This is a genomic window from Crossiella cryophila (assembly GCF_014204915.1).
In the GTDB taxonomy this organism is placed as follows: Bacteria; Actinomycetota; Actinomycetes; order Mycobacteriales; family Pseudonocardiaceae; genus Crossiella; species Crossiella cryophila.
In genome coordinates this window covers 2272390-2286692 of sequence record NZ_JACHMH010000001.1, presented here as the reverse complement: position 1 = coordinate 2286692, position 14303 = coordinate 2272390, and the positions used below count along the sequence as shown (strand labels likewise).

Below are 14303 nucleotides of genomic sequence, written 5' to 3'. Positions count from 1 at the left end.
CGGGCTCCGATCATCGCGGGGTCAGTCCGGTGTGCTGGGCCAGCCATGGCATGGCCTGGGCCAGCGCGGGCCGCCACACCACCCAGTTGTGCGGGCCGGGGATCTCCAGCCAGTCCACCTGCATGCCTGCCCGGCGACAGGCCTTGAGCACGTCCTGCTGCTGCGGCCGGAACTCGCCGTCCTTGTTGCCGACCACGATCAGGCCCGCGGTCCTGGGGAACTTCGCGGTTGCCAGGATGTCCAGCGGGTTGACCCGCTTGAACGCGGCCTCGTCCCCGCCGAAGGCCGCGTTCACGGTGTCCTTGCGGGTGCCGAGCGAGGGCTCGCGCTGCCCGGAGATGTCGATGAAGTTGCGGTAGACCTCGGGCGCGCGCACCGCCAGCTGCAACCCGCAGGTCCCGCCCTGGGACAGCCCGCCGATGGACCATGCCTGCGGATCCGGATCGGCCTGCAGGTTCTGCCGGATCCAGTTCGGCACGTCCTTGGCCAGGTAGGTCTCGGCCGCGCCCAGCTTGGAGTCCAGGCACAGCGGGTTGGCCAGCTCGCTGCCCAGGTGGTCCGGCAGCACCACGATCGGCGCCAGCCCCCGGTTGTCCGCGGCGTACTTGTCCATCGTCGTGGCCAGCTGACCTGGGCCGAGCCAGTCCGACGGCGAGCCGGGCTGCCCGGCCAGCAGCACCAGCACCGGCAGCTTCGGCCGCGGCGTGGCCTGATACGCCGGGGGCAGGTAGACCCGGCCGGTGCGGGTGTTGAACCCGGCCGAGGACGGGATGGTCACCTCGGACACCGTGCCCTGCGCCGGCAGGTCCGCGGGCGGCTGCCACACCTCGCTGAGCGCCTTGCCCGGCGGCACCACCACGGTGGAGGCGGCCGGCTTGGCCGCCTGGGACAGGTCGGTGGTCGGGCCCTGCCCACTGCCGAAGAGCGCGCCAACGGTCGGGAACTGGCCGAAGTACCGGTTGATGTCGGCCACCCCGCACACCGCGAGCACCACCACCGCCAGCGCGATCCCGATCCGGGCAGGCCAGCGCTGGGGCAGCGCGCGCAGGACCCCGAGCACCAGCGCGCCGACGATCATCGTGATCCACAGCGTCGTGTTGGTCGGCACCCGGTCCGCGAACGGCCGCCACACCTGGTTGACCAGCACCTCGATCAGCACGCCGAGCACCAGCATGCCCAGCAGCACCAGCGGCAGGATCCGCCGCCACCACACCCGGCGGCCGTCGGCGAGCAGCACGGCGAAGGCCGCTCCACCGGCGAAGGTCAGCCCAGCGGGGACGGCCCCGTCGATAAGGGACCAATCGAGCAGGCTAGCCATGGGCACACCCTGGGTCCGCGCGGCCCGGTGGCACAACGCGACAACCTGTCCGTTCATCAATTAGGGCGGTTCGTGTCCCCGAAATTGGTGAAGTATGTGATCTGTGACCGATCGACTCGCCACCCTGTTGCCCCGCCCACGGAGCGCGCGAGGGCTCGCTGGTACGTTCCACTTCACCGAACGTACCGTCATCGTCGCTGGTCCGGGCGCCGAGAGCACAACCGACCTGGTGCGCCGCGCACTGGGCTTCCTGCGCCTGCCGCTACCCCAGCGCGGCACCCCCGACCCCGGTTCGGTGGTGGTCACCCTGGACGCCGCCGCGCACGGCCCCGAGGGCTACCAGCTGCTGGTCCGGCCGGAGCGGCTGGACATCGTGGCCGGGTCGACCGCGGGCGCGACCTACGCGGTGCAGACCCTGCGCCAGCTGCTGCCGGACGCGGCCTGGCGGGCCGCCGCGCCAAGGGGCACGGTCTGGGAGCTGGCCTGCTGCGAGGTCACCGACGCCCCGGCCACCGCCTGGCGCGGCCTGATGCTCGACGTGTCCCGGCACTTCCTGCCCAAGCGGGAGGTGCTGCGGATGATCGACCTGCTCGCCATGCACAAGCTCAACCGGCTGCACCTGCACCTGGCCGACGACCAGGGCTGGCGGATCGAGAGCGCCCGCTACCCCCGGCTCACCGAACTGGCAAGTCACCGGCCGGAGACCATGATCGGTCACGGCCACTCCCCCGACGGCGCGGACGGCACCCCGCACGGCGGCTGCTACAGCCGGGACGACCTGGCCGAGATCGGCGCCTACGCGCAGGACCGGGCGGTCACCGTGGTGCCCGAACTGGACGTGCCCGGCCACGCCTCCGCGATGCTGACCGCCATGCCCGAACTGGGCTCGGTGCCCGGCGGCGGCTACCAGGTCCAGTCCACCTGGGGCATATTCCCCAATCTGTTGTCCCCGCTCCCGGCGGTGGAACAGGTGGTGGACGAGCTGCTCGGCGAACTACTGGAAGTCCTGCCGAGCCCGTACGTGCACCTGGGCGGGGACGAGTGCCCGCTCGGCCAGTGGGAGGCCAACCCGGAGATCCAGGCCTACCGCGAATCCCGCGGCCTGCCGACCATGGCCGCGCTGCACGGGGACTTCCTGCGCAGGCTGGCCGACCGGCTGGCCGGCCGCGGCGTGCGCGCGGTGTTCTGGGACGAGGCATTCGGCAGCGGCGGACTGCGGCCGGACTCCATCGTGATGGCCTGGCGCGGCGACGAGGTGGCCCGCAAGGCCGCAGCCGCCGGGTTCCAGGTGGTGCGCACCCCGGTCTTCCCCACCTACTTCGACTACTACAGCGACGCCGACCCGAGGGAGCCGCTGGCCATCGGCGGTCCGGTGCGGCTGGCCGACGTGGCCGCGCTCGACCCGCGCCCCGCCGGGTTCAGCGCCGAGGAGAACGCCAACATCATCGGCGTGCAGGCCCAGCTCTGGAGCGAGTACCTGCCGAACCCGCGACTGCTCGACTACCGCGCCTTCCCCAGAGCCTGCGCGCTGGCCGAGGTGGCCTGGACCGGCGCTCCGTCGAGCTGGCCGACGGAGCCGGACCGGGTGCGCGCGCAGCTGTCCAGATTGGACGCGGCTGGCGTGGAGTACCGGCCCTTCGACGGCCCGAATCCTTGGCAGCAGGGCGGATCCGGCGCCCGCGCCTTCCAGCCCGGCTTCCCGATGGCCGAGGTCACCAAGGCCCTTGGCGATCTCGCCGCCGAAGACAACCCGGAAGGACTACTACCTTCGTCGTAACCTGGCCGTGACCGGCTCCCAAGATCCGGTACGTTGGCGGTGTGCGTCTGATCCGCCCCGCGGTGGCACTGCTGCTCGGGGTCCTCTACCTCACTCTCCACCTCGGTGGCGAGTGCTTCGTGACGCACACCGCTGCTGTGCATTCCCATGCATACAGCGATTCCACGACTGATCACAGCACGCACGACTGCGATCACACCCAGCACGACGGCACCGACGAGATGTGCCTCGCGCTGCCCCGCGGCGCCGATCCGCTGAGCCCCGCCACCGAGCTGCCGGACCCCGCCGTCATCCCGCCGGTTCTCCTTGCCCCGCAAGCGGAATCCGCCCCGGTGTCGCTCGCACGGCGAGAGACTGTCCACAGTAGACAGTCAGTCCAGCTTCTCAACTGCGTGTTCCGGACCTGAGCAGCAGCCGGTAACCCGCCTTCACCCGTACCTCTTTCCCGAGGAAGAACCACAGACATGGATCTGCTGCTCCCGCATGCCCGCACGTCCCCGGCCCAGTTGCTCACCACCGCACCCCGCTGCCAGAGCCTGCCCGCCGCGGTCGGCAACACCCCGGTGTTGTGGATCGACGAGCCCTTCGCCAAGGCAGGCAACGGTTTCTGGGCCAAGCTGGAAGGCGCCAACCCCGGCGGCATGAAGGACCGCCCGGCGCTGCACATGATCGACTGCGCCCGCCGCCGCGGCGAACTGGCGCCCGGCGCGATGATCGTCGAATCCACCAGCGGCACCCTCGGCCTCGGCCTCGCGCTGGCCGGAATCGCTTACGGGCACCCGGTCACACTGGTCACCGACCCCGGCATGGAACCGATCCTGCACCGGCTGCTGGCCGCCTACGGCGCGCGGATCGAGCTGGTCAGCGAACCGCACCCGACCGGCGGCTGGCAGGAGGCCCGGCGGCAGCGGGTGGCCGAGGTGCTCGCGGACAACCCTGGCGCGTACTGCCCCGACCAGTACCACAACCCGGACAACGTCTCCGCGTACTCGGCGCTGGCGATGGAACTGGTGGCCCAGCTCGGCCGGGTGGACGTGCTGGTCTGCTCGGTCGGCACCGGCGGGCACTCCGCCGGGGTGTCAAGGGTGCTGCGCGAGTTCTGCCCCGACCTGCGCCTGGTCGGGGTGGACACCATCGGCTCGACCATCTTCGGCCAGCCCGCCCGCCGCAGGCTGATGCGCGGCCTCGGCTCCAGCATCTACCCGCGCAACGTGGCCTACGACAGCTTCGACGAGGTGCACTGGGTCGCGCCGCGGGAATCGGTCTGGGCCAGCCGCGCGCTGGCCGCGACCAACTTCGCCACCGGCGGCTGGAGCGTGGGCGCGGTCGCCCTGGTCGCGGGCTGGCTGGCCCGCAACGCCGAACCGGACACCCGGATCGCGGCGATCTTCCCGGACGGCCCGCAGCGCTACTACACCACCGTGTTCAACGACGAGTACTGCCAGGCGCACGGCCTGCTCGACGGCCCGCCGCCCACCGACCCGGCCGAGATCTCGCACCCGCTGGCCGCCGAGGTGACCGGATGGACCCGCTGCCACACCGTGATCGACCCCGCGGCGGGCACCCGGTGATCCAGGTCCTGTCCCAGTACCGGTCCTTCCCCCGGCCGGTACGGCTGCTGCTGGTCAACCAGCTCACCATCAACCTGGGCTTCTACATGCTGATGCCCTACCTGGCCGCGCACCTCTCCGGCGGGCTGGGCCTGGCGGCCTGGCTGGTCGGGCTGGTGCTGGGCGTGCGGAACCTGTCCCAGCAGGGCATGTTCCTCTTCGGCGGCGCACTGGCCGACCGGTTCGGCTACAAGCCGATGATCATCGCGGGACTGGCGCTGCGCACCGTGGGCTTCGGGCTGCTCGGCTTCGTGGACAGCCTGCCCGCGCTGATCGCCGCCTCGGCCGCCACCGGACTGGCCGGGGCGCTGTTCAACCCGGCCTCCAGGGCCTACCTGACCGCCGAGTCCGGCGAACGGCGGGTGGAGGCGTTCGCGCTGTTCAACGTCTTCTACCAGGTGGGCATCCTGATCGGGCCGCTGATCGGGCTGGCGCTGACCGGGGTGGCCTTCTCGCTGACCTGCCTGGTGGCCGCGGTGGTCTTCGCGGTGCTGACCGTGATGCAGGTCAGGGAACTGCCCGCGCGCTCGGCGCCGGGGGGCGGCGGCGGCCTGCTCGCCGGGGTCGGCACGGCGGTGCGCAACCGGCCGTTCCTGTTCTTCGCCATCGCCATGATCGGCTCGTACGTGCTGTCCTTCCAGATCTACCTGACCCTGCCGTTGCAGGTGCGGGCGATCGCGGGCGGCGAACTGGCAGGCACGATCGGGGTCGGCGCGCTGTTCGCGGTCTCCGGGCTGGTCGCGGTGCTCGGGCAGTTGCGGATCACCGCCTGGTGCCGTAGCCGCTACGGCCCTGCCCGGTGCATCACGCTCGGGCTGGCACTGATGACCGGCGCGTTCCTGCCGCCACTGCTGACCGGCCTGCTGGACCCCCAGCAGCAGGGCGGACTCGCGCTGTGGCTGCCCGCGTTACTGCTGACCACGCTCCTGCTCACCCTGGGCACGGTGGTGACCTATCCGTTCGAGATGGACACCATCGCCGCGCTCTCCGGCGGCAGGCTGGTCGCCACGCACTACGGGCTCTACAGCACCCTGTCCGGCATCGGCATCACCATCGGCAACCTGGTGGCCGGGCGTGCCCTCGACCTGGCCAGGGAGGCGGGCGTGCCCGCGATCCCCTGGCTGACGCTGCTGGCACTGGGCCTGCTCGGCACCGTGGCCGTGCACCGGATGGATCGCTCGGGACGGCTGACGCCGGTCCCGGTCTGAGTTGTTGCGGGTGGCTCCCGATTCCGCGTCGACCGGGAGCCGCCCGCACCTCCCGCATGCCCCTTCAACACGGGAAGCCCAGCGACGCGCGGTGAAGACCCCCGCCGCGGCCGCGCTGCCCCTGCTCGACCGCGGCGGGACCTCGACCGGAACCGCGCCACTGCCCCGGATATCTGTTCTGTCCCCTCCCGGGTTACACAGGCATCGCAGGTCCACTCGGACGAGTGAGTACGACCAACTGGGGGATGTCACCCGCCAACCCGTCATGCGCTCACCCCTGAGGTCTCTCACCATGGGAAGAGGCCGAGCGGGAGGCGTCTATGGACCACACACCGATCACCGTCGACTACATGCCCGAGGGCGATGACTGGACCGTCACGGTCCGGTACGGCCAGCTCGAGGAAACGGCCACCGCACCGGGCCTGATCGCGGCCAGGGACCAGGCCGACCAGATCCTGGAGCGGATCGCCCCCGGCATCCCCAGCCGCGCGGTGCACCTGCTCGACGGCGACGCCTTCGCCTTCACCACCGCCTATCTGCACGCCCGGCACGGCCTGGCCCCGCTCGGCGGAGCGCCGCTGACCCAGGCGCCGACCCAGCCCGACGGCGAACCGGTGGAAGAAGAGGAAGAACAAGGGGCCCAGGCGGCCACGAACAGCGGCTGACCTTCCACTTCGGACGACCGGTTGACACCCCGGCCCGCTCAGCGGCCCTAGGATGACAGGACACGGGCGGTCACGCCGCCGACACAGACGTCGGCAGCGGTGAGAGGGGGCAGGTTTGGCGACTGCGCCAGGCACTGACGAGTTGCACAGCAGCCGAGCCAAGGAGGCGGGCGGGGCGCCCCGCGGCAGACCCCGCGACGCCAGCAGGGACGACGCCCTGCGCAAGGCCACCCTGGAGGTGATGGCCGAGGTCGGCTACCGCGCGCTGACCATGGACGCGGTCGCGGCCAGGGCCAAGGCGGGCAAGGCCACCATCTACCGCCGCTGGGAGTCCAAGCTCGAACTGGTCATCGACACCTGCAACGAGCTGGTCAGCCGCAGCGTGCCGGAACCCGACACCGGTTCGGTGGCAGGCGACCTGCGCGAGTTCCTGCTGGGCTACGCCGACTTCCTGACCGGTCCTTCCGGCAAGGCGGCCCAGGCCCTGGTCGGCGAACTCCCGCACGAACCCGAACTGGCCACCGCCTTCCGGGACAGCTTCCTCACCGGCCAGCGCGGCATGCTGCGCCGGATCCTGGAACGAGGAGCCGAACGCGGCGAGATCAACCGCCACGCCCCGCTGGGCATGGTCAACGAACTGGCCGGCGCCACCCTGACCTACCGGCTGATGCTCACCGGCGAACCCATCGACGAGGCCTTCGTCGACAAACTGCTGGAACAGGCCCTGCTACCGCTGCTCAACTGAGCCAACGGCAGCCGGACCCGTTCCAGTCAGCGGAAGATCTTGCGCAGCAACGCGAGCACCACGAGCGCCCCGAAGGCGATCAGCGAGTACTTCACCCGCGGATCGTCCAGTTTGGACTTCACCGCGGCCTTGGACTCATCCACGAACTTCTTCGGGTTAGCCCGCACCGCCAACTCGTCCAACGTCGAGGCCAGCGAGTCCCGCGCCTGCTCGATGTCACGCTGAATGCTCTCCGGATCCCGAGCCACAGGTCCCCTCCTCGCAGGACGATGTCTGACGCGGGATCACGGTAGCCCCAACCCGCCACGCCGCGTCACCCAGTCCGCCTCCACCGGCGAGGTGTCGCCGGTTAGGCTGTACGCCGACGGGGCCGTAGCCCAATTGGCAGAGGCACACGGTTTAGGTCCGTGCCAGTGTGGGTTCGACTCCCACCGGCCCCACGTCGACTGGGTTGACCCTGCTCGCGCTATGCGCTTCGCCGGGTCGACGTGTCAGTCACACCGGGGGCGAAGCCCCCGGACCCCACCCGGCGGGCTCCGCCCCCGGACCCCCGCGCGCCTGCGTGCCTACCTGCCCACGTGCCCGGCCCCGCCATCGTGCTGCCCTGTCTGCGCGGCTCCGCCGCCGCCTTGCCTGCCGTTCTCCCCCTCCCCGCGTGTTGGCCGTTCTTGTACGCCGTGTTGGCCGTTCTCGTACGCCTTGTTGGCCGTTCTTGTACGGCCTTGGTCGGGTTGTGGCTTGTCACCCTGTGGGGGTGATCGGCTGGTCTGATCAGGGAGTTCTTGGGTTGGCGCGGGCCGGCGGCTGGCTTTCGGTGGAGTATCGAGGGGACATCACCCGGGGGACTGATGGGAAATCCTGATCAACCGCGGAACAAGCTGGGGCAATGGCAGAGGGGGCCGAGTGTCGCGGCCATGGCGGCTGTGGCCGTGGTCGCCGGGGTGGTTTCGGTTGGCGGTGGGGTCGGTGCCGGGGGTGGCGCCTCGGTGGAGTCGTCGTTGGCGCAGGCGATTCGCGGCAGTGTGCGCGAGGGCAAGGAAGCCGCTCGGACAGGGCGGCGGAATGATGTCTGGCGTGGGATGCGGCTGAAGCGACTCAAGGAGACGGCCCGGAAAGCGACTTCCTGCGCGGTGCACTCCTATGGCGATGTCCAGCAGTTCTTCGCCCGGACGCCGTGCCGCTCACTGGACCGGATGCTGTTCGCCCTCGACGCCGGGCAGGGCGACACCATGATCGTGTCCGTCGCGTGGGTGCGCATGCCGGCCCCGGCTGAGGCCGACCGGCTCCAATCTCTCGTCGACCGCGACGGAACCGGAAACGTGTCCCCGCTGGCGGGCGGTCTGGTCGGCGCGCTGGGGGTGCGGTTCACCGGGCGGTACTACGACTCACGGCGGGATGGGCGGCTGCTCGTGGTCGCCGAGGTGGAACCGGTGACCGGGGCACCCGCGCCGGAACTCCTCGACGGCGTGGCGGAGGTCGTCGCCGAGCTGCTGCCTCCGTGATCCGCTCTCGGGTCGAGTGAGCTGACCAGGATCTTGACTGCGGCGGTGATCGCCTTGGTTCGTGCGATCCGGCCGGTGGCTGCCGCGCTGGCCAGGCCGTCGAGTGAGCTGAACAGGCCGACCAGAACAGCTGGGCTGGCCGACGCGAAGGGCTTCACCGCCGCTCGCAGCTCATCCAGGTAGAACCGCTCCGAGCGTGCCCGGAAGTCCCGGGTCTCCGGATGTCCGGACAGCGCTGCCTGCACCTCGGCGCAGTCCGGGCCCGCCGCGATCATCCCGTCGACGTACGCCGCGCACACCGCGGTCACCGCCTCCCCCAGCGACCCCGCCCCGGACCGTGCCTCGCGCATCGCGCGCGCCAGGTGCTCGTCGTAGTCCCGGTACATCGCCAGCAGCAGGCCCTCGCGGGTGCCGAAGTGGTCGTAGGTGACGGGTCTGGACACGCCTGCGTGCTCGGCCAGGGTGACCAGGGTCAGGGCGTTGGCGCCGTTGGTGTGCAGGATCTCGGTGGCCGTGCGCAGGAGGTGTTCGCGGCGGTCCGGTCTTGACATGCGGTGCTCGGCCATGAACTCATCCTACAGAATGTAGGTTACGTTTTGTAGGTAACGGGGAGGGTTCATGGTCGCGGTGGTGGGGACTGGGGCTCGGGCGGTGGGGCTGGCCGGGGTACTGGGCGAAGCGGGTGGGGCTGGGCTGGTGGTGGTGTGCGCGGAGGGGCACGGGGAGCTGGCGGAACTGCTGGCGCCGGAGCTGGGTGGGGTTGATCTGGTGAACCTCACCTCGGGGACCGGTGCGGAGGCGCGCGCGGCCGCGGAGCTGGTGCGGGCGCGGGGTGGGCGGTACCTGGACGGGGCGTTGATGGCGCATCCCGAACACCTGGGCAGGCCGGAGACGGTGCTGGTCTACAGCGGGGACGCGGCGGTGTTCCGGCGGCAGCGCGCGGTGCTGGCACGGCTGGGCGAGGCCAACTACCTGGGGCCGGACCCTGGCACGGCGGCGCTCTACGACCTCGCGTTGCTCAACTTCGCCTGGGCCACTCTGATCGGCTACCTGCAGACCGCGGCGCTGCTCGGCGCGGACGGGGTGCCTGCGGCGGCCGTCACGCCGATGCTCACCCGCTGGCTGCGCGGCACGGTGGCCGAGGTGATCGAGGACTACGCGACCCAGCTCGACGCCGGGAGCTACCCCGGCGAGCAGGAGTGGCTGGAACTGGACGCGCCGCTGATGGGGAACCTGGTGCTGGCCAGTGCGGAACGCGGGCTGGACCTGGGGCTGCCGCGGCTGGTCGAGTCGCTGACCGCGCGCGGGATCGCGGCGGGGTTCGGGCGGGACGGCTTCGCCAGCCTGGTCGAGGTCATCCGGGGGTCAGCGGCAGCGCCAGCCCGGACTTGATCGCGGTGCTGGCCGGCAGTGTCTCGTAGCGCCGCACCGTGCCCGCGTCCACGAACAACCGCCGGGACAGCTCCCGGTTCTCCGCCAGGTCGCGGCTGATCAGGATCACCACGTAGTCCCACTGGCCGACGATGGCGAAGCACTGCTGGACGTGGGGTTCGGCGCGCATGCGGGCGCAGAACTCGTCGTGGTGGGCGCTGTCGTCGTCGGCCAGGGCGATGAGGACCACGGCGGTCAGGGTGGCGCCCACGGCGCGTGGGTTCAGCACCGCGACCTCGCGTTCGATCACGCCGGTGGCGCGTAGCCGGACCAGTCGGCGTTGCACCGCACTGGGCGAGAGGCCGACCAGGTCGCCGAGTTCGTGCAGGGGGCGGGTGGCGTCGGTCTGGACCAGGGTCAGCAGGTGTCGGTCCAGGGCGTCCACGCAAGAATCTTGCGCGGGAGCGGGAGAAGTTTCAATCGTCATCGGCTGCCCGCCACCTAGCGTGAGGTGGGTGACCGACCTTTCGCTTGATCGCATCCTCGCCGCGGCGAAGGTGATCGATCCCGTGTTCCTGGACAGCCCGCAGTACGTGGACGAGCAGCTGTGCGCCGCGCTCGGGCGCCGGGTGCTGACCAAGGTGGAGCTGCTGAACCCGTTGCGCTCGTTCAAGGGCCGCGGCGCGGAGTACTTCGTCAGCGAGGTGGCCGAGGGCGCCACGATCGTGTGCTCCTCCACCGGCGGGAACTTCGGCCAGGCCGTGGCCTACGCGGCGCGGCGGCGCGGGCTGCGGGCCGAGGTGTTCGTGCCCACCGGCACCTCGCCGGTGAAACTCGCCCGGATGCGGGCCTTCGGCGCGGTCCTGCACGAGGTGGACGGCTCCCCGCTGGAACTGGCCGAGGCGTACGCGGCGGAGTCCACTGACCGGGTGTACGTACTGGACGGCCGGGATCCAGCGGTGGCCGAGGGCGCAGGCACGATCGGGGTGGAACTGTTGCGGGACAACACCTTCGACACACTGGTGGTGCCGATGGGCGATGGCGCGCTGATCTCCGGGGTGGCCGCCTGGGTCAAGGCGCACGCGCCGGAGGTGCGGGTGATCGGGGTCGCCGCGGCCGCCGCGCCCGCGCTGGCGCGGAGCTGGGCGGCGGGTGCGGTGCTGACCGTGGAACGCGCGAGCGCCTTCGCCGCCGGGATCGCGATCAGCCGCCCGACCGAGGTGGCGGTGGCCAGGACCAGGGCGCTGCTCGACGATGTGGTGCTGGTCAGCGAAGCGGAACTACGGCAGGCCATGCGGCTGGCCGCGCGCACCCTCGGCGTGCTGCTCGAACCCGCGGGCGCGGCCGGGCTGGCCGCCATCGCCAAGGGCATTCCGGGCGAAACGGTCGCCACCGTGCTCACCGGCGGCAACGCGGACCTGGCCGACTATGCCGGGCTCGACGCAAGCGACTGAGCCACAACCCGCCATTGGTCTGCTCCGACTGCGACTAACCACCCGGGCCGTCGGTCTGTTTTTCCGCCATAACCCCAGGATTGGGGGGCATTGGTATATGCGTGGCCGTTGATGTGTCCGGCCCGGCGCGATTAGCTGAGGGCAGCTCTTTTCCCTGCATCGGTAGGAGATGAACCGTGCTCCAGAACAAGATCAGGCGATTGGTCGTCGGGGTGGTCACCGCCGCGGCGTCGCTGCTCGTGGTCATCTCGCCAGCGGCCGCCGAGACCAGCGCGGTCCGAGTGATCAAGTACGACACCAGCCAGGCGCAGGAGTTCAAGGCGGCCTGGGACGAGGGCGCCCGGGTCTGGAACGCCTCGGTGCGCAACGTCCGCCTCGAGCCCGGCACCCCGGCGCAGATCCGGATCCTGGCCGACAACGGCTGGCCGCGCGCGCAGGTCAGCGGGCTCGGCAGGGGCACCGTGTGGATGGGCCGCACCGCCGTCAACGACGGGCACCACATCCCGCGGATCACCGCGCACGAACTGGGTCACATCCTCGGCCTGCCGGACCGGCGCACCGGCCTGTGCGTTGACCTGATGTCCGGCGCCAGCGCGGGCACCAGCTGCAAGAACACCAACCCGAACGCCGCGGAGAAGGCCCAGGTGGAGCGCAACTTCGCCGGCGGCTTCCAGGCCGTCACGCCGAGCAGCCCCGACGGCAGCGACTGGGCCCTGGCGGGCTGATCAAGCACCCGGACGGCCCGTCCGCGATCCTGACGCGGGCGGGCCGTCCGGCTGGGTTGGCTCAGCAGACCCTGGCCAGCGCCTCGACGTAGTCCGGGCTGGCCGAAAGCGCCGCGGCCAGCCGGAAGTGCCGCACCGACTCCGGCCGCCGGCCCGCCCGCTCCAGCGTGCGGCCCAGCAGGAACCGGGTGTAGTGGTCGGTCGGGTCCGACTCGATCAGCTCGGTGAGCAGCGTCTCCGCCCGGCCCAGCTGCGCGGAGTGGTAGTAGGCGCGGGCGGCCAGCAGCCGCACCGAGAAGGTGGCGTCCGTGCTCAGCAGCGGCGCCAGCACCTGCAGCGCACCCAACGGGTCGCCCTGGGCCAGCAGCGATTCCGCCCAACGGTAGTTCTCTCGCATTCGACCCTCCACAGTGGACTCGATGGTGCGTGTGCACCGGCTCAACACCGTGTGAGGTCAGGGCATTCCCGCCCAGGAATTGGGGGGAGCCCTGCCTGCTCCAATGCCCTGGGGAAGCTCTGGAACCAGGCAGGGCCCGCAGCGCCGGCCGGGTGGGACGGGGTGCGGACACCCCGAACAGCCAACGCCTACGGTCGAAGGCGGCAGCAGCGCAGCGGGCCTGCCTTCGACATACTCAACAGTAGGCAGCCGCGCTGACGTTTCGCTGACGCGCGCCGTTCAGCCGGCGTGCACATGCCGCTCGAACACGGTCTCCTCGGCCGCGCGCAGCCCGACCGCGACCGCGCCGGCCAGCACCGCGTCATCGCCCAGCTCCCCGCCGACCACGGTCGGCAGCAGCGGGCTGAGGTAGCGCAGCGCCCGTTCCATCGGCTCGATCAGCAGCTCGAAGTTGCGTCCGATGCCACCGCCGAGCACCACCAGCTCCGGGTCGATCACCGCGGTCACCGAGGCGATCCCGTAGGCCAGCCGGGCCGCGATCAGCTCCACCACCCGCATCGCGGTGGCCTCGCCCGCCGCGGCGGCGGTGAAGACGTCCTTGGCGTTGCGGGCCTGGGTCAGGCCCAGCTCGTGCGCCAGTTCCACCACCGGCTCGGCCGCGGTGGCCTGCTCAAGCAGCCCGCGCGGCGGCGGCGCCAGCTCGCCGGAGAGCACCGCCTGCTCGTCGAAGCGCCCGTAGGGCAGGTAGCCGATCTCCCCGGCCGCGCCGTGCGCGCCGCGGAAGAGGTGCCCGTCCATGACAATGCCCATGCCGACCCCGGTACCCACGGTGACCAGCACGAACACCCTGGCGTCCCGGGCCGCGCCGCGTTCCCGCTCGCCGAGCGCGGCCAGGTTCGCGTCGTTCTCCACGATCAGCCCCGGCCCGAGCACCGATTCCAGCTCGTCCAGCAGGCCCTTGCGGCCCCAGCCGGGCAGGTTCGGCGCGAGCTGCAGCGCCCGGCTGTTCCGGTCGGCCACCCCCGGGCTGCCCACCACCTTGGCCACCACCTGGTCGAACCGGATCCCGGCCGCGCCCACGATGCGCTCGGCCAGCTCCCTGACCTGCCGGACCAGCGCGCTGGCCGAACGGCAGCGGTTGCGCTCGTCGCAGCGGGACACCTCGGCCCCGCCCAGGTCGACCAGGGACAACCGGATCCGCTCCCGGCCGATGTCCACCGCGAGCACGTAGCCAGCGGCCGGATCGGCCTCGTAGACCACCGCCGACCGGCCGGGTCCGGCCGAGGTCCGGCCCGCCGGGCGGACCAGTCCGGCCTGCTCCAGCCCGAGCAGCGCCTGCCCGACGGTCGGCTTGGACAGGCCGGTGCCCCTGGCCACCTGCGGCCTGGTCGCGGGCCCGGACCGGCGTAGCAGTTCGAGCACCGCACGCTGGTTGAGCACCCGCATGCTGGCCGGGGTTCCGACCGGATGGCTCGACTGACCAGTCACGCGTACCCGCTTTCGTCAACACCCTGTGTGCCAAAGTCTAGGA

The 14303-nt window shown here is 71.4% G+C and carries 15 protein-coding genes, 1 tRNA gene and 1 pseudogene; 11 read left to right on the top strand and 6 right to left on the bottom strand.

The features are described from left to right. Positions 1 to 10: 10 nt before the first annotated feature. Positions 11 to 1318: an alpha/beta hydrolase gene (locus HNR67_RS10760; protein ID WP_185001897.1), complete on the bottom strand. Its 1308-nt coding sequence runs from the start codon at positions 1316 to 1318 to the stop codon at positions 11 to 13. A 103-nt stretch (positions 1319 to 1421) separates the two neighbouring features. On the opposite strand from HNR67_RS10760, the gene HNR67_RS10755 reads away from it, so the two are divergent. The 6 genes from HNR67_RS10755 (at position 1422) to HNR67_RS10730 (ending at position 7323) form a co-directional block, all read left to right on the top strand. After that, complete coding sequence (locus HNR67_RS10755) at positions 1422 to 3095, top strand: beta-N-acetylhexosaminidase (protein ID WP_185001896.1); 1674 nt, start codon at positions 1422 to 1424, stop codon at positions 3093 to 3095. 41 nt (positions 3096 to 3136) lie between these two features. Beyond that, positions 3137 to 3502 (top strand): hypothetical protein, encoded by a 366-nt coding sequence (locus HNR67_RS10750; RefSeq protein ID WP_185001895.1) that lies wholly within the window; start codon positions 3137 to 3139, stop codon positions 3500 to 3502. Between the two features lie 57 nt (positions 3503 to 3559). Next, positions 3560 to 4666, top strand: a complete 1107-nt coding sequence (locus HNR67_RS10745) for a PLP-dependent cysteine synthase family protein (RefSeq protein ID WP_185001894.1) — start codon at positions 3560 to 3562, stop codon at positions 4664 to 4666. Then, positions 4618 to 5913, top strand: coding sequence for an MFS transporter (locus HNR67_RS10740; protein ID WP_221489839.1), 1296 nt, complete (start codon positions 4618 to 4620; stop codon positions 5911 to 5913). The genes HNR67_RS10745 and HNR67_RS10740 overlap by 49 nt, the downstream gene beginning before the upstream one ends. Positions 5914 to 6233: 320 nt before the next feature. Then, complete coding sequence (locus tag HNR67_RS10735) at positions 6234 to 6578, top strand: hypothetical protein (RefSeq protein ID WP_185001893.1); 345 nt, start codon at positions 6234 to 6236, stop codon at positions 6576 to 6578. Between the two features lie 142 nt (positions 6579 to 6720). Beyond that, on the top strand, positions 6721 to 7323 hold the full coding sequence (locus HNR67_RS10730) for a TetR/AcrR family transcriptional regulator (RefSeq protein ID WP_246492494.1): 603 nt from the start codon (positions 6721 to 6723) through the stop codon (positions 7321 to 7323). Positions 7324 to 7349: 26 nt separating this feature from the next. Here the strand turns inward: HNR67_RS10730 and HNR67_RS10725 are convergent, their stop codons facing one another. Then, on the bottom strand, positions 7350 to 7571 hold the full coding sequence (locus tag HNR67_RS10725; RefSeq protein WP_185001892.1) for a DUF3618 domain-containing protein: 222 nt from the start codon (positions 7569 to 7571) through the stop codon (positions 7350 to 7352). A 118-nt stretch (positions 7572 to 7689) separates the two neighbouring features. On the opposite strand from HNR67_RS10725, the gene HNR67_RS10720 reads away from it, so the two are divergent. After that, a tRNA-Leu gene (locus HNR67_RS10720) sits at positions 7690 to 7763 on the top strand. A gap of 474 nt (positions 7764 to 8237) precedes the next feature. Beyond that, positions 8238 to 8825, top strand: a complete 588-nt coding sequence (locus tag HNR67_RS44245) for a hypothetical protein (RefSeq protein ID WP_246492493.1) — start codon at positions 8238 to 8240, stop codon at positions 8823 to 8825. A 395-nt stretch (positions 8826 to 9220) separates the two neighbouring features. On the opposite strand, the pseudogene HNR67_RS44240 reads toward HNR67_RS44245, so the two are convergent. Next, positions 9221 to 9376: pseudogene (locus HNR67_RS44240) on the bottom strand (TetR/AcrR family transcriptional regulator); the annotation flags it as partial. 67 nt (positions 9377 to 9443) lie between these two features. On the opposite strand from HNR67_RS44240, the gene HNR67_RS10710 reads away from it, so the two are divergent. Continuing rightward, positions 9444 to 10217, top strand: coding sequence for an NAD(P)-dependent oxidoreductase (locus tag HNR67_RS10710; RefSeq protein WP_185001891.1), 774 nt, complete (start codon positions 9444 to 9446; stop codon positions 10215 to 10217). On the opposite strand, the gene HNR67_RS10705 is transcribed toward HNR67_RS10710, so the two are convergent. Next, positions 10180 to 10641, bottom strand: coding sequence for an Lrp/AsnC family transcriptional regulator (locus HNR67_RS10705; RefSeq protein WP_312986956.1), 462 nt, complete (start codon positions 10639 to 10641; stop codon positions 10180 to 10182). The genes HNR67_RS10710 and HNR67_RS10705 overlap by 38 nt on opposite strands. 70 nt (positions 10642 to 10711) lie before the next feature. Here HNR67_RS10705 and HNR67_RS10700 point away from each other — a divergent pair, with 70 nt between their 5' ends. Next, positions 10712 to 11650: a threonine ammonia-lyase gene (locus HNR67_RS10700; RefSeq protein ID WP_312986955.1), complete on the top strand. Its 939-nt coding sequence runs from the start codon at positions 10712 to 10714 to the stop codon at positions 11648 to 11650. A gap of 176 nt (positions 11651 to 11826) precedes the next feature. Beyond that, entirely contained in the window at positions 11827 to 12375 is a 549-nt protein-coding gene (locus HNR67_RS10695) for a snapalysin family zinc-dependent metalloprotease (protein ID WP_185001889.1), read from the top strand. Between the two features lie 61 nt (positions 12376 to 12436). On the opposite strand, the gene HNR67_RS10690 is transcribed toward HNR67_RS10695, so the two are convergent. Both HNR67_RS10690 and HNR67_RS10685 read right to left on the bottom strand, forming a co-directional pair. Continuing rightward, on the bottom strand, positions 12437 to 12772 hold the full coding sequence (locus HNR67_RS10690; RefSeq protein WP_185001888.1) for a tetratricopeptide repeat protein: 336 nt from the start codon (positions 12770 to 12772) through the stop codon (positions 12437 to 12439). Between the two features lie 279 nt (positions 12773 to 13051). Continuing rightward, the gene (locus tag HNR67_RS10685) at positions 13052 to 14260 is read right to left on the bottom strand and encodes an ROK family transcriptional regulator (RefSeq protein ID WP_407645124.1); all 1209 of its coding nucleotides are present in this window, start codon (positions 14258 to 14260) and stop codon (positions 13052 to 13054) included. Positions 14261 to 14303 lie beyond the last annotated feature (43 nt).

Bases quoted from the DNA above. Each gene is read 5' to 3' on its own strand.
- HNR67_RS10760 (WP_185001897.1), bottom strand. From the start codon at position 1,318: ATGGCTAGCCTGCTCGATTGGTCCCTTATCGACGGGGCCGTCCCCGCT.
- HNR67_RS10745 (WP_185001894.1), top strand. From the start codon at position 3,560: ATGGATCTGCTGCTCCCGCATGCCCGCACGTCCCCGGCCCAGTTGCTC.
- HNR67_RS10740 (WP_221489839.1), top strand. From the start codon at position 4,618: ATGGACCCGCTGCCACACCGTGATCGACCCCGCGGCGGGCACCCGGTG.
- HNR67_RS10735 (WP_185001893.1), top strand. From the start codon at position 6,234: ATGGACCACACACCGATCACCGTCGACTACATGCCCGAGGGCGATGAC.
- HNR67_RS44245 (WP_246492493.1), top strand. From the start codon at position 8,238: ATGGCGGCTGTGGCCGTGGTCGCCGGGGTGGTTTCGGTTGGCGGTGGG.
- HNR67_RS10710 (WP_185001891.1), top strand. From the start codon at position 9,444: ATGGTCGCGGTGGTGGGGACTGGGGCTCGGGCGGTGGGGCTGGCCGGG.
- HNR67_RS10690 (WP_185001888.1), bottom strand. From the start codon at position 12,772: ATGCGAGAGAACTACCGTTGGGCGGAATCGCTGCTGGCCCAGGGCGAC.